The organism is Micromonospora sp. WMMD734 (genome assembly GCF_049178975.1).
In the GTDB taxonomy this organism is placed as follows: domain Bacteria; phylum Actinomycetota; class Actinomycetes; order Mycobacteriales; family Micromonosporaceae; genus Micromonospora; species Micromonospora wenchangensis.
Genome location: NZ_JBMHMK010000001.1, coordinates 5,742,685 through 5,761,091 on the forward strand (window position 1 = coordinate 5,742,685; position 18,407 = coordinate 5,761,091).

Below are 18,407 nucleotides of genomic sequence, written 5' to 3' on the forward strand. Positions count from 1 at the left end.
CGGTCCGCACGTCCATGACCATAGTCAACCCGCACCCGACACCCGCGCCCGGCGGATCGGTTCCCGTCCCCGCCCGATAGGCTGGCGATCCCATGTCCGAAGCCTCCACACCCCACGCCGCCGCACGCCGTGAACTGACCACCGTGCAGCGCAACGCCGTCGCCGAACTGCTCCGCGTCTCCCCGGTCGCCGACGAACTGGGCCGCCGGTTCGCCCGTGCCGGGCACGAACTGCACCTGGTGGGGGGTTCCGTACGCGACGCCCTGCTCGGTCGGCTCGGCGACGACCTGGACTTCTGCACCGACGCCCACCCCGAGCAGACGCTGCGGATCATCAAGGGCTGGGCCGAGTCGATCTGGGAGACCGGTCGGGAGTTCGGCACCATCGGCTGCCAGCGCGACGGTCTCCGGCTGGAGGTCACCACCTTCCGCGCCGAGGCGTACGACCAGGTCAGTCGCAACCCCGTCGTCGAGTACGGCACGAACCTCACCGACGACCTGAAGCGGCGGGACTTCACCGTCAACGCGATGGCGGTCAGCCTCCCCGACCACCGGTTCACCGACCCGTACGGCGGGCTGGACGACCTGGCCGCGAAGATCATCCGTACCCCGGGCACGCCGGCCGAGTCGTTCGGCGACGACCCGCTGCGGATGCTGCGGGCCGCCCGGTTCGCCGCCCAGCTCTGCTTCGCCGTCCACCCCGACGTGCGGGCGGCGATGGTGGCGATGGCCGCGGACCTGGACCGGATCACCGCCGAGCGGGTCCGCGACGAGTTCACCAAGCTGCTGTGCGGCACCGACCCGATCACCGGGCTGCGGCTGCTGGTCGACACCGGGCTGGCCGACCGTTTCCTGCCCGAGCTGACCGGCCTCAAGCTCACCATCGACGAGCACGCCCAGCACAAGGACGTCTACGAGCACACCCTGACCGTGGTGAGCAACGCGGTGTCGTACGAGACCGACGGCTGCGACTTCGTGCTGCGGATGGCCGCGCTCATGCACGATGTGGGCAAGCCGGCCACCAAGGCGGTCGGGCCGGACGGCCGGGTCAGCTTCCACCACCACGAGGTGGTCGGTGCCCGGCTCACCAAGAACCGGATGAAGGCGCTGCGCTACCCGAAGGACGTCACCGCCCAGGTCACCAAGCTGGTCGGCCTGCACCTGCGGTTCTACGGCTACGGCCGGGGCGAGTGGACCGACTCGGCCGTGCGCCGGTACGTCACCGACGCCGGTGACCTGGTGGACCGGCTGCACAAGTTGACCCGCTCCGACTGCACCACCCGCAACCGGCGCAAGGCGGCCCAGCTCGCCGCCGACTACGACGCGCTGGAGGAGCGGATCACCCGGATCGCCGCCGAGGAGGACCTGGCCCGGGTCCGGCCCGACCTGGACGGTAACGCGATCATGGAACTGCTCGGGGTGCCGCCGGGGCCGGTGGTCGGCCGGGCCTGGCAGCACCTCAAGGAGCTGCGCCTGGAACGCGGCCCGCTCGACCGCGACGAGGCCGAGGCGGAACTGCGGCGCTGGGCCGCCGAGCAGGGCCTGAGCTGACCTGAACGACCCGAGGGGCCGCCCGGCACACGCCGGACGGCCCCTCGTCGCGTACGGTCAGCGGGTCTCGACCGCGCTGCCCTCGACCGAGGACTTGCCGTTGGCCGGGGAGCCGGCCGACGCCGCGCCCAGCTTGGCGAGCAGACCGGCCAGGTCGATGCCGGTGAGGTCGGAGCCGAGCTGGAGGCCCTGCGCCACGTTGCCGGCCACCGACTTGGTCAGCGACGACGCCCCGTCGGTCGAGATCACCGTCATCTTGTCGATCGCGCCGATCGGGGCGCTGGCCGCCTCGACCACCTGCGGCAGCACCTTGACCAGCAGGTCGAGCACGGCCGCCTCGCCGTACGCGGCGAACGCCTCGGCCTTGCGGGCCATCGCGTCGGCCTCGGCCTGACCCCGGGCCAGGATGGCGGTGGCCTCGGCCTGACCCTCCCGCTCGACCGCCTCGGCGATCGCGGACCGCCGACGCTGCTCGGCCTCACCCTCCTTGGCACCCTCGATCGCGTTCGCCTCGGCCAGCGCCGCCCGGCGGGCCCGCTCACCCTCACCGGTGAGCCGGGCCTGCTCGGCGGCGGCCTGGGCGGCGGCGATGGTGGCCTGCCGCTGCGCGTCGGCGTTCAGCACCGCCGCGTTGCGGGCCGCCTCCGCCTCCTGCTCCACCTTGTACCGGGCCGCGTCGGCCGGCTTGCGGACCTCGGTGTCGAGCTGCCGCTGCTTCAGCTCGGCGTTGCGCTCGGCCACCTTCTGCTGCTCGGAGAGGATCGCCTGGTCCCGCTCGGCCTGGGCGAGCGGCCCGGCCGCCGCCGACTTGGCCTTCGCCGCGTCGATCTCGGCCTGGATGCCGGCCTGCTTCAGTGACAGGTTCCGGTTCGCCTCGGCGATCGCCTCCTCGGCCAGCAGCCGCTCCTGCTCGGCCTGCTGCCGGGCGCGCGCCTCGGCGATGGCCGCGTCCTTGAGCACCCGGGCCGCCTCCGGCCGCCCCAGGTCCTGCAGGTACGACCCTTCGGCGAGGATGTCCTGGAGCTGGAAGGTGTCCAGCACCAGGCCCTGGTTGGTCATCGAGTGCTCGGCCTCCTCGGCGACCGCGTTGGCGAACGCGGCCCGGTCCCGGATGACCTCCTCGACGGTGAGTCGGCCGACGATCGAGCGCAGTGCGCCGGCCAGCACCTCCCGGGTGAAGTTGTCGATCTCGTCCTGCTGGTGCAGGAAGCGCTGGGCGGCGGCGCGGATCGCGTCCTCGGTGCCGCCGACCTTGACGATGGCCACACCGTGCAGGTCGGCCCGGATGCCCTGCTTGCTGACCGCGCCCCGGATGCCGACGTCGATCCGACGGCTGGACAGGTCGAGCGACTGGAGCTTCTGCACCACGGGCAGGACGAAGACCGACGCGCCGAGGACGACCTTCTGGCCGGAGTTGTCGGTGGACCGGCCGCCGTCGGCGGTCTGCGTGGTCCGACCCTTGCGGCCCGTGACGATGAACGCCTCGTTCGGCCCGGCCACCTTGATCCGGGAGAGCACGAACAACACGAGGACGAGGGCGAGGACGACCGCGCCGACGATGGCGATGAGCAGTGGCATGAGGTTCCGTCTCTGCGAGAAGAGGGGTCAGTAGGTCTCGACGTGCACGCTGGTCTCGCTCAGCGTCTGCACCACGAAGATCTGCGCGCCGAGCGGGATGGGCCGGTCGGCGCGGGCGTTGAGTTTCACGGGTTGGCCGGCGACGCGGACCCGGACCTCGCCGTAGCCGGCGTCCGGGATCGGGGTGACCACCAGGCCGAGCGCGCCGACCAGGTCGTCCCGGGTGGGGGTGGCGTCGGTGCGCATGTCGCGCGCCGCCCGGCTCAGCCGCCCCGCCAGCCACGCGGTGGGCACCGCGGCGAGCGCGCCGCCACCGACCGCCGCCGCGATCATCCCCGGGGTACGCCCACCGAGCAGTTCGTTGACGATGGCCGCGCCGAAGCCGAACGCGCCGAGGAAACCGGCGACCGCCTCGACGGAGACCGGACCGTCGACGTCGGGATGACCGAAATGCAGAAGTTCACCGCCGAGCAGGGCGAGCGCAAGCACGCCGACGCCCGCCCCACCGATGATCAGAAAGATGAGCGTCCCCGTGGCCACGACCTGCACGGTAGCGACCCGACGCAACGTCCCGCGTGATCATTTGGGGGCGACGGACACCGTCCGTTCGGCCAACTCCCGCGGCAGCGGCAGCCGTTGCAACTCGTGTCCGGCGGGGTTGGCAAGCACGACGTCCCGGTAACCACCTGGCCGCCGGTACAGCAGCCGGTCGTCGTCGACCCAGGCGACGTCGGCCACCGGCAGCGTGCCGAGCACCGTGCCGGTGACCGCGTCGACCAGCAGCGGCTCCCGCTGCCCCTGGACCACCACCCGGTTCCCGTCGGGCGACCAGGACCACGGACCGGCCGGGTCGCCGGGGATCTTGACGAACCGGGTCGGCCGCCCGTCGTCGGCGGAGAAGAACTGCACCCCCCAGCGCGAATGGCGGTTGCTCTCGGACTGTGGCGCGAAACTGTCGGTCAGGGGCAACGTCAGCTCCCGGCCGTCCCGGGTCCAGGTGAAGACGCAGTGGTCGGTGCAGCGGTACCTGACCGGGTCGATCCGGTACTCCCGGTACCGCCCGCCGACCTCCAGCACACCGAGGCGGTTCACCCCGCCCCGCAGGACGGTCACCGCCAACCGGCGGCCGTCCGGCGACCACTGGACGGCCAGCGCACCCCGGACCCGCTGCCAACGCAGCTTTCCGGTGGCCGCGTCGGCGAGGCCGAGCTGGCCGGGGTGCTGCTCGTCCCGGACGGCGGTGACCGTGCCGGTGGGGGCCGGCCACACCTCGGCGTATCCGCCGGCACGGACGTAACGGGACCGGGTGCGGTCCAGCACGTACCCGGTGCCGCCGGTCACGCCGCCGGTGACCACCCAGCCGCCGGGCAGCGCCAACGGCCGGGCCGGCCAGTCGGCACCGGGGGTGGGCAGCAGCGTCGTGCCGGGGGTGGGGCTCGGCGTGGGCTGAGCCGGTTGGACCGGTCGGTCCGGCCGGAGCAGCACGAGCGGCACCAGCAGGGCCGTGACCGCCGCCACCGCGACGCCCGCGGCGGCCACCCGCCGCCGGGTCCGCCGCCGTCGGCCCCGGATCAGCGCCGCCAGGGCCAGCCCCGGTGCCGGTCGCGCCTCCTCGGCGAGATCGTGTACGGCTGCCCGCAGCGCATCCTCCGCCGGCCGGTTCATCGCTCCACCTCCGGACTGCTGGCGGGATCGAAGGACGGCACCAGCTCCCGCAGCCGGGCCAGGGCGCGCGACGCCTGGCTGGCGACCGTGCCGGCCCGGCATCCGAGGAGCGCGGCGGTCTGCTCCACGCTGAGGTCCTCCAGGTAGCGCAGGGTCAACACCGCCCGTTGTCGGGGCGGCAGGCTCCGCAGCGCGTCGCGCAGCAGCATCCGCAGCTCGCTGTCGTGGCCGCTGTCCCGATCCCCGGGCCGCTCGGGCAGGACGGGCATCGGCACCTCGCGTCGCCGGGCCAGCCGTCGCCAACCGGAGACCTGGTCGTGGTAGAGGATCCGGCGCACGTACGGCTCGGCGTCACCCCGGATCCGGGGCCACCTGGCGTACGCCTTGGCCAGCGCGTTCTGCAACAGGTCCTCGGCGGCGTGCTGGCTGCCCGCCAGCGCGTACGCGACGCGCAGCAGCGCGTCCCCCCGTTCGTTGACGAACGCGGTGAACTCCCCGTCGGTGCCTTCGGTCACCGTTCACCTCCGTACCAAAGACGCCCGGCGGTGGCTGAACCTTGCCTCGTCCGACACACTTTGTCGCCGTCGCCTGCCGACCGCTGCCGCCTGGTCCCGAGCGGGACCAGGCGGGGAGGCGTCGGGCGCCCGTCCCGGGATCGGGCGGCGGTCCGTTGCGCCGCGCCGCACCTGAAGCGCCTTCCGCTGCACAGCGCGTGTATAAAACTACTTTCCCGCGCAATTATCGGTAGATGGGAGTTGACCGTTCCGGGCGAGGGGGAATGCCTTGCGCTAGCCGTAACTCCTATCTAGCATATTGACAACGCCGAATTGCTGATCCGAGGTGAAGATCCGGATAAATCGGACCTTGACGCGTACCTCTCCTCTCCAGGGGGCGCCAGCAGGGGCGTTCCTTTGCGAACGAGGAGGAATTCATGAGGGAATTCAGAATCAGTCGACGGGACGGGCTCACCGCGCTGGCCGCCGGCCTGGGTGCCGCACTGCTCGGTACGGGCCCTGCCGGTCGGGCGACGGCCGGGGTGGGCGGGGGCACCGGGCTGGCCACCGCGTCCCCGAAGGACCCGGTCGGGTACGACATCACGATTCTGAACGAGTCCGCGCTCGACGGCATGAATGCCATCCTCTTCCAGGAGATGCCCCAGCTCCCCAGCGACGCGGTGACGCTCGCCTGGATGTCGAAGATGTGCCACCCCTCCACCACGGTCGAATACCAGTGGACCATCGACTACAACTTCGTCTGGGGTCAGGTCGGCACACTCGTACCCGGAACGCAGTTCGTGGCGGGCCAGACCCTGTCGGCCGACCTGACCCAGAACAACCTGGTCACCCTCTCCTACGTCAAAGGCGGCTTCGAATTCGGGCCGACCAGTTCCTCCGGAAAGAACGGAAGCCTGATAATCAAGGAGGACGACACCGTTCCCGGGCCGGGCAACCAGGATCAGGGAAGCGTGGGCATCGGCATGTCGGGGGCCGGTACGTTCGTCGTGCCGACCCTGACGAACGCCGGAGTCGAGTTCGACCCGAAGCCCACCTACTGGGTCGCCTTCGGGAGCTTCGAGAGCAGCGAGGTGATGGACGTCTCCGAACTCACCACGCCCGCACAGGTGTCGTACCCCGACGGCATGACCAGCGCGAAGGCCGCCTTCGACGGCAAGAGCTGGAGCATCTCCTACGGGAACTAGGGCCGGCCCCGCCGCCCTGCCACCCCCGGTGTCGGTCGGGGCGGGAAGAATGGTCGGTATGCGCTGGACCGTGCTCGACTCGCCGATCGGGGAGTTCTCCGTGGCCACCGACGACACGGCGGTCTGCGGCACGCACTTCGGTCGGGTCACGTCGGCCGCCGACCGGCCCGCCGACGGGCTGGCCGGCCGGGCGGTCGCGGAGCTGCGGGCGTACTTCGCCGGTGAACTGACCGGGTTCACGGTGCCGGTGGGGGCGCCGCGCGGCTCCGAATTCGAGCGCGCCGTGTGGCGGGAGATGACCCGCATCCCGTACGGGGAGACGCTCACCTACGGCGAGGTGGCCCGGCGGGTCGGCGATCCCGGGGCGGCGCGGGCGGTCGGGGTGGCCTGCAACCGCAACCCGGTACCGGTGATCGTCCCCTGTCACCGGATCGTCGGCGCGGGCGGCAAACTGGTCGGCTTCGGTGGCGGGCTGCCCCGCAAGGTGACGCTGCTGGAGTTGGAGGCGGGGGTGGCACTGCGCCGCGCCTGGCTGCCCGAGGGGTGATCGCACAGTCCGTCCGCCCCGATCCGAGCGATCCTCGCCACCATCGTCCCGGACGATGACCCGGCGAGGAGGAGACGTGGCGTCGAGCGTGGTTGACCAGCCGACCGACGAGTTATACAACTCTGGTATGGCCTTCACCCTGAACCTGAAGCCCGAGGTCGAGCAGCGACTCAAGGAGCTCGCCGAGGCGGAGCACCGGTCGATGCACAAGACGGTCGAGGTGGCGGTACAGGCCTACCTGGACCGGCACGACCGGGACGAGTGGACCCGCCAGGCCGCCCGCCGGGTGTTCGAGGAGGACGCCGAGTTCTTCGCGATGTTGGGGGACAGATGACCCACCCCTGGCCGGACGCCGAGGATCTGCTGATCCTGCTCGCCGAGCACACCGGCCCCCGGAGTCAGGTACGCGACGCCGGGATACTCGTGGCGGCGGCGGCCCGACCGTACGCGCGGTTGGTCGGACAGGCCGCCTACCCGACCGCGCTGGACAGGGCGGCGGCACTGCTGCACGGGTTGATGATCTGGCGTCCCCTCGACCTGTGGAACGCCGGGCTCGCCTGGGCGGCGATGCGCATCCTCCTGTCCCGTTCCGGCCTGCGCCTCACCATGCCGGCCAAGGACCGGATGGCGTTGACCGACGCTTTGACCAGCGGCGAGGTCGACTCGGTCGAGGAGTTGGCGCTGCGGCTGTCGCCGTACCTGGAGATGGCGGACTGAACGCGCGAGGGCCGGGTCCGTGCGGACCCGGCCCTCGGCGGTGCGGTGGTCGGCGGGTCAGCGCTCGACGTCGCCGGTGATGAAGCCCTCGACGGCGGCGTGCGCGTCGTGGTCGGCGTACTGCACCGGCGGGGACTTCATGAAGTACGAGGAGGCCGACAGGATCGGGCCACCGATCTTGCGGTCCAGCGCGATCTTGGCGGCCCGGACGGCGTCGATGATGACACCCGCCGAGTTCGGCGAGTCCCACACCTCGAGCTTCAGTTCGGCGTTGAGCGGGGTGTCACCGAAGGAACGACCCTCCAGGCGGATGTACGCCCACTTGCGGTCGTCCAGCCACGGCACGTGGTCCGACGGGCCGATGTGCACGTCGCTCTTGACCATCTCGTGCGGGATCTGGGACGTGACCGACTGGGTCTTCGAGATCTTCTTCGAGACCAGCCGGTTGCGCTCCAGCATGTTCATGAAGTCCATGTTCCCGCCGAAGTTGAGCTGGTAGGTGCGCAGCAGCTCGACCCCACGGTCCTCGAACAGCTTCGCCAGCGCGCGGTGCACGATGGTGGCACCGACCTGGCTCTTGATGTCGTCGCCGACGATGGGCAGGCCGGCGTCGGTGAACTTCTGCGCCCACTGCGGGTCGGAGGCGATGAAGACCGGCAGCGCGTTGACGAAGGCGCAGCCGGCGTCGATCGCGGCCTGGGCGTAGAACTTCGCCGCCTGCTCGGAACCGACCGGCAGGTAGCAGACGACCACGTCGACCTGGGCGTCGCGCAGCGCCTTGGTCACGTCGACCGCCTCGGCGTCGGACTCCTCGATGATCTCGCGGTAGTACTGGCCCAGGCCGTCGAAGGTCGGGCCGCGCTGCACGGTGACGCCGGTGGGCGGCACGTCGCAGAGCTTGATGGTGTTGTTCTCGCTGGCGACGATCGCCTCCGCGAGGTCCATGCCGACCTTCTTGGCGTCCACGTCGAACGCCGCGACAAAGTCCACGTCCGATACGTGGTAGTCGCCGAAGGTGACGTGCATGAGACCCGGGACGCGGTCGTTCGGGTCGGCGTTGCGGTAGTACTCCACGCCCTGCACGAGGGACGAGGCGCAGTTACCCACACCGACGATGGCGACGCGGACGGAGCCCATAGCGTCTGCCTCCTTCTTCTTCATCACGGCCGCTCTTTCCTGGACTCTCCAGGCGGAGGCGGGCTGTTGTTGTCTCGTGGACCGTCGGCCACCCCGGGTCGCGGGGCGGTCGGGGCACGGCCGGAGCGCTCGTTGGCGATGAGCTCCTCCAGCCAACGGACCTCACGCTCGCAGGCGTCGAGGCCGTGGCGTTGCAGTTCCAGGGTGTACGCGTCGAGTCGCTCGGCCGCCCGGCCCAGCACGTCCCGAAGTCCTTCGCGACGTTCCTCGATCGTGCGCCGGCGGCCCTCCAGGATGCGCAGCCGGGTCGCCTGGTCGGTGCGGGCGAAGAACGCGAAGTGCACGCCGAAACCCGTGTCGTCGTACGTCTCCGGGCCGGCCTGCGCGATCAGCTGCGCGAACCGTTCCTTGCCCTCTGCGGTGATCTTGTAGACCACCCGACCGCGTCGGCTGGTCAGCGCGGGGACCTCCTCGGCGGTGGCGGGTGTCCCGGCCGCCTCGGTGATCCAACCTGCCGCCTGCAACCGGCGCAGGGTCGGATACAGGGAGCCGTAGCTGATCGCCGCCCGGATGGCGCCGAGCTTGGCGGCGAGCTCCTTGCGGAGTTCGTAGCCGTGCATCGGGGACTCCTGGAGGAGGCCGAGGATGGCGAGTTCCAGCACGGGCCATCCTTCCCCTGCCGTCGGGACGGAAGGTTAACCGCCTCGATGTATCGGACCGATACATCGCACGTTAGTACCTCGATCGGCGTCCGGGCAAACCCCCGTTGTGCGCCGACCTCTTCACGGATCGTGACGGTGGTCGCCCCGCCCGACCGGAGCGCGTACCCTTTGCCGCATGCGCACGTCTCGCCAGGTGGTCGACTACTCGCTCCAGAAGCGGGCGGTGCTGCGTGACCTCCATGCCGGGCGGGTCGGCACGTACGACGTCTGCGACGCGTCGCCGTACCTGAAGAACGCGGCCCGCTTCCACGGCGAACCGACCGAGCAGCGGTGTCCGATCTGCCGGAGCGAGAACCTGATCCACGTCCACTACATTTACGGGGACGAACTCAGGCAGTCGGCCGGCCAGGCACGTTCCCTGGCCGAATTGCCCGTGCTGGCCATGACGCTGCGTGAGTTCCAGGTCTTCGTGGTGGAGGTGTGCCCCGGCTGTGACTGGAACCATCTCGTCGAGCAGTTCCTGCTCGGCCGGGACGGGCTGGCCGAGGGTGGCCCGGAGCAGGGCACGGCGGAGGCCACCACCGCTGCCACGCAGGGGCGAAGGCGAGAGGCGCAACGGTGAACCTGGCTGATCCGGTCAACTCGGGTGGCGTACGACACAGTCACCGTGACCGGCGGCCCCTCGGCCCGAATGGCCCGAATGATGTGGAATTTGCAGCGCGTCCCCGGCTCCGCGCCGGCCTCCCGACGCGTGTGTCAACTCACGGCAACCCGGTGGTGACGCCCCCGCGTCCCACCGCGACCGGCAGGGTGTGAGGAATGAACTCGTACGGCGATCCCAGTTCCCCGCGTGCGCGGGCCCAGGTACCGGGTTCGAACGGCGGCCCCGGACCGGGGGCGGATGACGGGTACCCCCGGCGGGGCGGTGACGCCCGGGGCGCGGCCCCGGCTGGCCGGGCCCCGGTCGGCGGTGCCGCGCCCACCGGGCGGGCCTCGGCGGCGGTCCCGCCGCCGCGCGCGACAGGTGGCGCCGCCGGATCGGCCTCGGTCGGCCGGGCGACCCCGGGCCGGGCTTCAGTGCCGGTCTCGCCGGCCGGGCCCGGCCGGGCGTCGGTGCCGGTCTCCCCGGCATCGCCGGGATGGGGTGGCCCGGGTCGGGCGTCGGTGCCGGTCTCGCCGGCGGGCGGACCGGCCGGCCGGGCCTCGGTGGGGACAGCCTCTGCGGGCCGGGCCAGCGTCGGCGCGGCCTCGGTCGGCTCCGCCGGGCGGGCCTCCGTGGCGCGGGCCGGCGTCGCACAGGTCGGTGGCGGGCCGGGTGGCCCGAACGGGCCGAACGGGCCGGGGCGTGGCTATGGCGGTGGCGGCGGGCGCGGACGCGGTCCGGGGGACCCGGACGCGATGGCGCGGGCGAAGCGGCGCAAGCGGATCAACCTGCTGATCGCCGGCTTTGCCGTCTTCATCATGCTCGCCGGCCTCGGCGTGGTCGGGTTCACCTACTACTCCACCACCGTGGTACTGCCGAACCAGATCAAGCTGCCACTCGCCACCACCATCTACGCGAGCGACAACAAGACGGTCATCGCCAAGGTGGGCGAGCAGAACCGTACCTTCGTCTCGATCAACCAGATCCCGCAGCACATGCGCGACGCGGTGGCGGCGGCGGAGGACAAGAACTTCTACGAGCACGCCGGTGTCGACTACAAGGGCATCGCCCGCGCCGCCTGGAACAACCTCTCCAACGGCGACAAGCAGGGTGCCTCGACGATCACCCAGCAGTACGCCCGCAACGCCTACGAGAACCTCCAAGACGACTCGTACGCGCGGAAGGTGAAGGAGGCGATCGTCGCCTCCAAGCTCAACGATCAGTTCACCAAGGAACAGATCATGGAGCACTACCTCAACACCATCTACTTCGGTCGCAACGCGTACGGCATCGAGGCGGCGGCGTGGGCGTACTTCGGCAAGTCGGTCTCGAAGGTCGACGTGGCCGAGGCCGCCGTGCTCGCCGCGTTGATCAAGCAACCGGAGCCGAGCGCCACGCACAAGGGCTTCGACCCGTCGATCAACCCCACCGAGGCCAAGGACCGCTGGGACTACGTCATCAAGAACATGATCGAGATGCACTGGGTCGACGCCCCCGGCCGGCCGGCGCATCCGACGGAGTACCCGACGAAGACGTTGCAGACCCCCAAGGAGTCCCGGTCGGGCGTCAAGTTCGGGGTCAACACCCCGATCGGTAACGTCATCAACTACGTGTCGGCGGAGATGCGGGAGAAGAAGCTCTGCACCGACAACGACGCGGAGGTGACGGAGCGTAAGCCGCGCTGTTCGGCGATGCTCCGCGAGGGTGGTTACCGGATCAGGACCACCATCGACAACAAGGTGCAGAAGGCCGTCACCAGCGCCGCCCAGCGCAGCACCAAGGGCTCCGAGCTGGACGGTGCCCGCAAGAACCTGATGGCCGCCGTGGTCTCCATCGACCCGCGTAACGGTCGGGTGCTCGGCTACTACGGCGGGGACGACGGCACCGGTACCGACTACGCCGGCACCAACACCGACACCAACGGCAACGTCACCGGTGGGCACTCGCCCGGCTCCAGCTTCAAGATCTACACCCTGGCGGCGGCGCTGGAGGCCGGCAAGTCCGTCGAGTCGCGCTGGAAGGGCCGGGCCTTCACCCCGGAGGGCGTGGAGTTCCGGGTCAGCAACGCCGGCACCGACAACCCCAGCTGTGGGGACTCCTGCACGCTGCGGGAGTCGACCCTGAAGTCGTTGAACGTCCCGTTCTACCACGTCAGCCTGGACATCGGCCCCGACAAGATCGTCGACATGGCGGCCAAGGCCGGCGTCAGCATGATGTGGCAGACCAACGTGAGCCCGCCCAAGGGGCACGACCTGACCAAGGAGAAGGCCGCCGACCTGGCGCCCGACCCCTTCTACCACGTGGTCGCCTACGGCCAGTACCCGATCACCGTGCTGGACCACGCCAACGGCATCGCCACCTTCGCCAACAAGGGCATCTACAACAAGGCCCACTTCCTGATCTCCGCCGAGAAGCAGAACAAGGAGACCGGCAAGTGGGAGAAGCTCGGCGGTGAGCAGCTCAAACCGCAGAAGCGGATCAACCCCGACGTGGTCGCCGACGTGACCGACGTGCTGGAGGACTACCCGGGCCGGATCAACCACACTCTGGCCGACGGCCGGAAGGCGACCGCCAAGACCGGTACCTGGGAACTCAAGGAGGGCACCACCCAGAACGGTGACGCCTGGACCGTCGGATACACCCCACAGCTTGCCACCGCCGTCTGGGTGGGCAACAAGGGCAAGCGGGAAGCGATCAAGCTGAACAACGGCGACAACATCAGCGGTGCCACCATGCCCGGCGAGATCTGGGAACGGGTCATGAACGGCGCGCTCAAGGGCGAGGAAAAGCTGGACTTCCCGCCGGCGGCGAAGGTCGGCGACCCGGAGTCCGGCAACGGCACCCCGCCCCCGCCCCCGCCGCCGCCGTCGAACCCGAACGGGCAGAACTGCGCCCCGACCGACCTGCAGTGCCTCCTCGGCGGCGGCAACCAGGGCGGCAACCAGGGTGGGAACCAAGGCGGCAACCAGGGCGGAAACCAAGGCGGCAACCAGGGTGGTAATCAGGGTGGGAACCAGGGGGGCGATCCGCCGAACCCGCCCAACCAGAACCTCCCCGGCGGAAACGGCGGCGGCCTGCTGCCGACCCCACGCGCCCGGGACTGAGCCGAACCCGCACCGACAAGCATCAATGCCGCTGCCGGCGACCCGCAGACCTGCGGTCGCCGGCAGCGGCATGTCGCGGATGGGATGGTCCGCGTCGGGCGTACGGATTCCGCACCGCGACATGCTGCTCGTCCGGGAGCCATTCATAGGGCAGGATGCATTCTCATGAGCACCCAGCCGACGGCCGGCATCGACGACGCCGGGAGCAGCGACCACCCGTCCCGATCGGACGGCTTCGTCCGAGGCGTCTCCGAGGCGATCGGCGGGCCGCTCGGCGACCATGCGGTCGCCGTCGACCGGCCCGCCGGTCGGGAGAGCCGGTTCTGGACGGCCGCCCGGATCGTGCTGGCCCTGGCCTGCCTGACCCTGGCCCTGCACTGGGTGCAGAAGGCGCCCTGCCAGAACGGTGCCTGGCAGAACAACATCCAGTACACCCGGATGTGCTACACCGACGTGCTGGCCCTCTACTACGCCGAGGGCCTGCACGAGGGCAAGGTCCCCTACCGGGACCACCCGGTGGAGTACCCGGTGCTCACCGGCTACATGATGGGCGCGCTCGGCCTGCCAGTGCATTCGCTCGGCGTCGACGACCCGACGATCAACCAGGGCCGCTGGTTCTACAACGCCAACGCGTTGGCCCTCAGCGCGCTCGCTGTCGCCACCGCCGCGGTGATACTCGCCCTGCGCCGTCGACGACCCTGGGACGCGGCCCTGTTCGCGCTGGCCCCGGCGCTGTTCCTCACCGCCACCGTCAACTGGGACTTCCTCGCCATCGGACTGGCCGCCTTCGGGCTGGCCGCCTGGGCGAAACGACAACCCGCCCTGGCCGGCATCCTGCTCGGCCTCGGCGGCGCGGCGAAGATGTGGCCGCTGTTCCTGCTCGGCCCGATCCTGATCCTCGGCCTGCGCGCCGGTCGACTACGGGCCGCGCTCACCGCCGTCGCCACCGGCCTGGTCGCGCTGGTCGCGGTGAACCTGCCGGCGGCGATCCGCTACCCCGACAACTGGGGACGCTTCTTCGAGCTGAACACCACCCGGCCCATCGACTGGGGCACGCTGTGGTACATCGGGCGGTACCTCGACGGCAAGGTGAACACCGGCAGCCCCGGCGACCAGGGCCCGTTCCAGTGGCTGAACGCCAACATCCCGACCCTCAACAACCTGTCGTACGCCCTGTTCGGGCTGGCCTGCATCGGCGTGGCCGTACTGGCGCTGCGGGCACCCCGACGGCCCCGGCTGGCCCAGCTCGCGTTCCTGGTGGTGGCCGCATTCCTGATCTTCAGCAAGGTCTGGTCGCAACAGTTCGTGCTCTGGCTGCTGCCGCTGGCGGTGCTCGCCCGGCCCCGCTGGGGCGCCTTCCTCGCCTGGCAGTTCGCCGAGGTCTGCTACTTCGTCGCCTTCTACGGCGAACTGCTCGGCTCGGCCACCAGCCGTCCGGTCTTTCCCGAGGGGGTCTTCGTGCTGGCCTCGTCGCTGCGGCTCGGCACGGTGGTGGTGCTCTGCGTCCTGATCGTCAAGGACATCCTGCACCCGGAGCGCGACGCGGTCCGCCAGACCTACTCCGACGACCCGGACGGCGGCGTGCTCGACGGGGCCCCCGACGCCCCCTGGCTGTCAAAACTCCGCAGTAGGACCTCCGCCCCCGAACCCGAACCAGCCCCCACCCCCGCCTGAAACCCACCCCACCACCCCGACGCGCAAGTTCGAGACGGCCGTGCGCCCGTCAGGTTTGCGGGGGAGCCCAGCCGGCGCAGGGATCAAGCCTGACCGCCCGGAGCCGGCTGGGCTCCCCCGCAAACCCCCACCGCAACCCCGACCTCAGAGACGGAACACCACGGCGTTGCCGACCTGCTGGCGGGTGATGCCCAACTGTTCGACCGACGCCTCCACCGTCACCTCCCACGGCGTACCGACGATCTGGTCCCGCAACACCACCACGTTGCGGACGCCGAGGGTGCGCAGGTAGTCGACGCTGGTCTGGTCGGGGAAGGCCGCCGACACCCGGCGTACGTCGTCGAGCTGCTTCGGGGTGAAGCCGCTGCCCCCGTTGACCACCTGCTGGAACCGGCTGGTCGACCAGAGCATCACCGGCTGGTCCTGGTTCTGACCGCTGGGCAGCACCAGCAGCGGACCGTCCACTGTGCGCATCGCCTCCGGCTGCTCCGGCACCACCGGGTGCGGGGTGTTGTTCAGCCCCTCCACCAGCACCAGCAGCAGCGGCAGCAGGGTGACCGCCCGCAGCCACGGCGACGGCCGGGCGGACACCCGGTCGGTGCTGATCTCGCGTACCCGCCGGGCGAAGGCGCTCACCGCACCGGCCGCGAGCAGGCCGAGCAGGAGCGTCGTCCAGAGCATCATCCGTCCCGGGGTACGCAGCCCGTTGAACCCGGGCAGGTGTTCGAACAGCGGGGCGTAGGTGAAGGTGCCGTCGAAGAACCGGGTCCCCATCGCGAGGACCATGGTGACGATCACCCCGGCGAGCATCAGCAGCCGGTGCCGCAGCCGCCACACCGAGAAGAACAGCCCACCGGCCGCCAGCGCGTACAGCACGAAGCCCGGCAGCAGGGTCATCTCCGGATGCCAGGGCAACGCGGCCCGAGCCCCCTCGTGCAGCCCGCCCCAGATCCACGACTCGGCGGGCGCGGTGAAGAAACCGCTGGCCGGCGGCGAGTAGACGCCGATGTCGCCGAGGGTGCGTTCCGCGTTCGGGTGCAGCTCGGCGACCTTGAAGTACGGCACCGCCAGCAGCGCGCCGACGGCGGCGAAGAGCAGCCCGCCGACCAGGTCGGCGACGAACAACCGACGACCGAAGGGCCGCCGCGCGCCCCGTAGCCGCCGCCAGAACCACACCGCCGCCGCGACCAGCAGGACCAGCGCGAGGACGTACGCGAAGACCAGGCCGATGCCGAAGCCCAGGCTGAGCTGCCAGGCGGCCACCGCCCACCCGGCGTACGCCCAGCCGACCCGGCGGCGCTCGGGACGGTAACCGTGCCGCAGTGACCAGCCGTGTCCCCGGGCCAGCATGGCCAGCGCCAACGGGATACCACCGTTGGAGACGATGTGCAGGTGACCGGCCTGGGCGAGCAGCCACGGCGCGTAGGTGTAGCTGACCCCGGCGACGGCCGATCCGATCCGGCCCGCGCCCAACTGCCGGGCCAGCACGTACGCCCCGAACGTGGCCATCGCGTGGGCCAGCACGAACATGATGTTGTAGCGGAGCACGGCGGCGTCCGGACCGGTGCCGAGTAGGCCGGCTGGGGCGTACCCGAGCAGCATGTCGGAGAAGGCGAAGCTCCACGGTTCCGGGAAGAACGTGTTGGACTGGAACAGCTGCCCGGGGTTCGTTCGCAGGGCGTGCCCGGACCAGGCCATCTGCCAGGCCTGGAGACTCGGATCCCAGTAGTCCTGGGGGAGCGTGTAGAGCGGGTAGCGCAGGGTCGGCCAGGTCAGTCCCACGGCCAGGGCGAGCGAGGCGAGGACGGCGAGCGTCCACTCGTGCATCAGGAACCGGCCGGTGGCGCGGACGGCGCGTCCGGGGCGGCCGGGCACCGGCTCCGGCGCGGGCGCGAACGAGGTCCACGGATCGGCCTCGGCGGCCGGCTCCTGCCGCTCCGCTCCGCTCCCGGCCGGCTCGTCGCTTCGGTCCTTGCCGGCCTCGTCTTTCCCGGCCTTGTCCTCGCCGGGGTCGTCCTTCCCGGCCTTGTTCGTGCCGGGGTCGTCCTTGCCGGCCCTGCTTCTGCGGAACATATCCTTCCAGGTCCTGCGCCTGCCGGTCTGGTCGGGCGTCGTGCCGGTCTGGTCGGCTGCCGTCGCTGCGGGCTTCTCCGTCGTCGTCCCCGCCAGCTGGGCCTCTGCGCCGGACCCGGCCGGCTTCGGGTCGGAGTCGGTGGTCGGGGGTAGCCCGTTACCGTCCGGCTCGGAGCTGTCGCGCGCGTCGGGTGCCGGCCGGTCCTGCGGCGATCCCGCCCCGGGGGTGGGGTCCGTGCCGCCGGTCTGCCGTGCGGGTGGGCTGCCGCCCGTCGCGTTGGTGGTCATCGGAGTTCAGGCCCCCACGCCGAGCTGCTCGCGGAGGAAGGCGATGTCCGCGCCCTGACCCGCGGCCCCGCCGGGGGTCTCCACGATGACCGGGGCGTCGGCCGCCCGGATCACCGCCACCAGCAGCTCCGGGTCGATGGTGCCGCCGTCGAGGTTGTCGTGCCGGTCCTGCCCGGAGTTGAATCCGCCCTTGGAGTTGTTCGCGTGCACCAGGTCGATCCGGCCGGTGATCGCCTTGACCCGGTCGACCAGGTCGAGCAGTTCCTCGCCCCCGGCGTACGCGTGGCAGGTGTCGAGGCAGAAGCCCACCTCGTAGTCACCGAGGGCGTCCCAGAGCCGGGCCAGTGCGTCGAGCCGCCGGGCGCAGGCGTTGTCGCCCCCGGCGGTGTTCTCGATCAGCACCGGTACGGGGAACCCGCCGGAGTCGGCCGCGTACGCGAAGGTCTTGCGCCAGTTGTCGAAGCCGACCGCGAGGTCGTCACCGGCGTTGACGTGGCCACCGTGCACGATCAGCCCCCGGGCGTCGAGCTGCGCCGCCGCGGTGGCGTGGCCCAGCAGCAGCTTGCGGCTGGGGATGCGGATGCGGTTGTTGAGGGTGGCCACGTTGATGACGTACGGGGCGTGGACGTAGACGTCCACAGCGGCGGCGCGCAGCTGGTCGGCGTCCTCCCGGGGTTTCGGGGCCTTCCAGCCCTGCGGGTCGGAGAGGAAGAACTGCACCGCCTCGGCGGCACGGGTGGCCGCCTCCGTCAACGGGTCGGCCTGGTCGACGTGGGCTCCGATACGCATGCAGGCGAGCCTACGTCCCACCCCCGACGTGCGAGGGGTGACGGTGGTGGGCAAGTCGCGCCCGCGGGACGTGCGGCGTCACCGGTCGGGGCCGGCGATCGTTGAGGGGAGTGGAACAGCCGGACGAATAGTTTCAATTCGGCTATAACGTGACGATCGCCGTTGTATCGTCAGATAACAACAGGATGAAGCTCCGCGGGGTGTCCTCGATCCAACCTCATCGGTGTGGTCGTTCCTCCCCAGGTCCCACCCAAGGAATGCGGACGGGACGCCCCGCGGCC

At 70.9% G+C, this 18,407-nt stretch carries 16 protein-coding genes; 8 read left to right on the forward strand and 8 right to left on the reverse strand.

The genetic code is table 11. The features are described 5' to 3' along the window. Nucleotides 1-92: 92 nt before the first annotated feature. Nucleotides 93-1,550 carry a CCA tRNA nucleotidyltransferase gene (locus ACN267_RS24895; RefSeq protein ID WP_421489764.1) on the forward strand — a complete coding sequence of 486 codons (1,458 nt, stop codon included), beginning with the start codon at nucleotides 93-95 and terminating at the stop codon, nucleotides 1,548-1,550. 57 nt (nucleotides 1,551-1,607) lie between these two features. Here the strand turns inward: ACN267_RS24895 and ACN267_RS24900 are convergent, their stop codons facing one another. From ACN267_RS24900 to ACN267_RS24915, 4 genes are read right to left on the reverse strand one after another with little or no spacing between them, the layout of a single operon-like run. Continuing rightward, the gene (locus ACN267_RS24900) at nucleotides 1,608-3,128 is read right to left on the reverse strand and encodes a flotillin family protein (RefSeq protein WP_204958358.1); all 1,521 of its coding nucleotides are present in this window, start codon (nucleotides 3,126-3,128) and stop codon (nucleotides 1,608-1,610) included. A 27-nt stretch (nucleotides 3,129-3,155) separates the two neighbouring features. Further along, complete coding sequence (locus tag ACN267_RS24905; protein ID WP_281901646.1) at nucleotides 3,156-3,677, reverse strand: hypothetical protein; 522 nt, start codon at nucleotides 3,675-3,677, stop codon at nucleotides 3,156-3,158. A 30-nt stretch (nucleotides 3,678-3,707) separates the two neighbouring features. After that, complete coding sequence (locus ACN267_RS24910) at nucleotides 3,708-4,793, reverse strand: hypothetical protein (RefSeq protein ID WP_421489765.1); 1,086 nt, start codon at nucleotides 4,791-4,793, stop codon at nucleotides 3,708-3,710. Further along, nucleotides 4,790-5,308: a SigE family RNA polymerase sigma factor gene (locus ACN267_RS24915; protein WP_281901649.1), complete on the reverse strand. Its 519-nt coding sequence runs from the start codon at nucleotides 5,306-5,308 to the stop codon at nucleotides 4,790-4,792. The genes ACN267_RS24910 and ACN267_RS24915 overlap by 4 nt, the downstream gene beginning before the upstream one ends. Before the next feature lie 416 nt (nucleotides 5,309-5,724). Between ACN267_RS24915 and ACN267_RS24920 the strand changes: the two genes are divergently transcribed. The 4 genes from ACN267_RS24920 (at nucleotide 5,725) to ACN267_RS24935 (ending at nucleotide 7,756) form a co-directional block, all read left to right on the forward strand. After that, nucleotides 5,725-6,492, forward strand: coding sequence for a hypothetical protein (locus ACN267_RS24920; RefSeq protein WP_204958354.1), 768 nt, complete (start codon nucleotides 5,725-5,727; stop codon nucleotides 6,490-6,492). A 58-nt stretch (nucleotides 6,493-6,550) separates the two neighbouring features. After that, nucleotides 6,551-7,039, forward strand: a complete 489-nt coding sequence (locus ACN267_RS24925) for a methylated-DNA--[protein]-cysteine S-methyltransferase (RefSeq protein ID WP_421489766.1) — start codon at nucleotides 6,551-6,553, stop codon at nucleotides 7,037-7,039. Between the two features lie 127 nt (nucleotides 7,040-7,166). After that, nucleotides 7,167-7,373, forward strand: coding sequence for a ribbon-helix-helix protein, CopG family (locus ACN267_RS24930; RefSeq protein ID WP_204958352.1), 207 nt, complete (start codon nucleotides 7,167-7,169; stop codon nucleotides 7,371-7,373). Continuing rightward, nucleotides 7,370-7,756: a hypothetical protein gene (locus tag ACN267_RS24935; protein ID WP_421489767.1), complete on the forward strand. Its 387-nt coding sequence runs from the start codon at nucleotides 7,370-7,372 to the stop codon at nucleotides 7,754-7,756. The genes ACN267_RS24930 and ACN267_RS24935 overlap by 4 nt, the downstream gene beginning before the upstream one ends. Nucleotides 7,757-7,813: 57 nt before the next feature. Here the strand turns inward: ACN267_RS24935 and ACN267_RS24940 are convergent, their stop codons facing one another. Beyond that, a complete protein-coding gene (locus tag ACN267_RS24940; RefSeq protein ID WP_204958350.1) occupies nucleotides 7,814-8,893 on the reverse strand; it encodes an inositol-3-phosphate synthase in 1,080 nt (359 codons plus the stop codon). A gap of 23 nt (nucleotides 8,894-8,916) precedes the next feature. Beyond that, nucleotides 8,917-9,555, reverse strand: coding sequence for a PadR family transcriptional regulator (locus ACN267_RS24945; RefSeq protein ID WP_145922454.1), 639 nt, complete (start codon nucleotides 9,553-9,555; stop codon nucleotides 8,917-8,919). 175 nt (nucleotides 9,556-9,730) lie between these two features. Between ACN267_RS24945 and ACN267_RS24950 the strand changes: the two genes are divergently transcribed. The 3 genes from ACN267_RS24950 (at nucleotide 9,731) to ACN267_RS24960 (ending at nucleotide 14,976) form a co-directional block, all read left to right on the forward strand. Then, nucleotides 9,731-10,177 (forward strand): DUF5318 domain-containing protein, encoded by a 447-nt coding sequence (locus ACN267_RS24950; RefSeq protein ID WP_204958349.1) that lies wholly within the window; start codon nucleotides 9,731-9,733, stop codon nucleotides 10,175-10,177. A 197-nt stretch (nucleotides 10,178-10,374) separates the two neighbouring features. Next, nucleotides 10,375-13,302, forward strand: coding sequence for a transglycosylase domain-containing protein (locus ACN267_RS24955; protein ID WP_421489768.1), 2,928 nt, complete (start codon nucleotides 10,375-10,377; stop codon nucleotides 13,300-13,302). A gap of 165 nt (nucleotides 13,303-13,467) precedes the next feature. After that, nucleotides 13,468-14,976 (forward strand): glycosyltransferase family 87 protein, encoded by a 1,509-nt coding sequence (locus tag ACN267_RS24960; RefSeq protein ID WP_281901655.1) that lies wholly within the window; start codon nucleotides 13,468-13,470, stop codon nucleotides 14,974-14,976. Between the two features lie 144 nt (nucleotides 14,977-15,120). Here the strand turns inward: ACN267_RS24960 and ACN267_RS24965 are convergent, their stop codons facing one another. Together ACN267_RS24965 and ACN267_RS24970 are read right to left on the reverse strand one after the other, a co-directional pair. Further along, on the reverse strand, nucleotides 15,121-17,337 hold the full coding sequence (locus tag ACN267_RS24965; protein WP_421489769.1) for a hypothetical protein: 2,217 nt from the start codon (nucleotides 17,335-17,337) through the stop codon (nucleotides 15,121-15,123). 6 nt (nucleotides 17,338-17,343) lie between these two features. Then, entirely contained in the window at nucleotides 17,344-18,126 is a 783-nt protein-coding gene (locus ACN267_RS24970; protein WP_204958345.1) for a deoxyribonuclease IV, read from the reverse strand. Between the last annotated feature and the right edge of the window lie 281 nt (nucleotides 18,127-18,407).

What these genes read in the sequence shown, in the direction of transcription:
- ACN267_RS24955 (WP_421489768.1), top strand. Translation starts at nt 10,375, where the DNA reads ATGAACTCGTACGGCGATCCCAGTTCCCCGCGTGCGCGGGCCCAGGTA.
- ACN267_RS24970 (WP_204958345.1), bottom strand. Translation starts at nt 18,126, where the DNA reads ATGCGTATCGGAGCCCACGTCGACCAGGCCGACCCGTTGACGGAGGCG.
- ACN267_RS24900 (WP_204958358.1), bottom strand. Translation starts at nt 3,128, where the DNA reads ATGCCACTGCTCATCGCCATCGTCGGCGCGGTCGTCCTCGCCCTCGTC.
- ACN267_RS24950 (WP_204958349.1), top strand. Translation starts at nt 9,731, where the DNA reads ATGCGCACGTCTCGCCAGGTGGTCGACTACTCGCTCCAGAAGCGGGCG.
- ACN267_RS24960 (WP_281901655.1), top strand. Translation starts at nt 13,468, where the DNA reads ATGAGCACCCAGCCGACGGCCGGCATCGACGACGCCGGGAGCAGCGAC.
- ACN267_RS24940 (WP_204958350.1), bottom strand. Translation starts at nt 8,893, where the DNA reads ATGGGCTCCGTCCGCGTCGCCATCGTCGGTGTGGGTAACTGCGCCTCG.
- ACN267_RS24965 (WP_421489769.1), bottom strand. Translation starts at nt 17,337, where the DNA reads ATGACCACCAACGCGACGGGCGGCAGCCCACCCGCACGGCAGACCGGC.
- ACN267_RS24930 (WP_204958352.1), top strand. Translation starts at nt 7,167, where the DNA reads ATGGCCTTCACCCTGAACCTGAAGCCCGAGGTCGAGCAGCGACTCAAG.
- ACN267_RS24920 (WP_204958354.1), top strand. Translation starts at nt 5,725, where the DNA reads ATGAGGGAATTCAGAATCAGTCGACGGGACGGGCTCACCGCGCTGGCC.
- ACN267_RS24895 (WP_421489764.1), top strand. Translation starts at nt 93, where the DNA reads ATGTCCGAAGCCTCCACACCCCACGCCGCCGCACGCCGTGAACTGACC.
- ACN267_RS24925 (WP_421489766.1), top strand. Translation starts at nt 6,551, where the DNA reads ATGCGCTGGACCGTGCTCGACTCGCCGATCGGGGAGTTCTCCGTGGCC.
- ACN267_RS24935 (WP_421489767.1), top strand. Translation starts at nt 7,370, where the DNA reads ATGACCCACCCCTGGCCGGACGCCGAGGATCTGCTGATCCTGCTCGCC.
- ACN267_RS24910 (WP_421489765.1), bottom strand. Translation starts at nt 4,793, where the DNA reads ATGAACCGGCCGGCGGAGGATGCGCTGCGGGCAGCCGTACACGATCTC.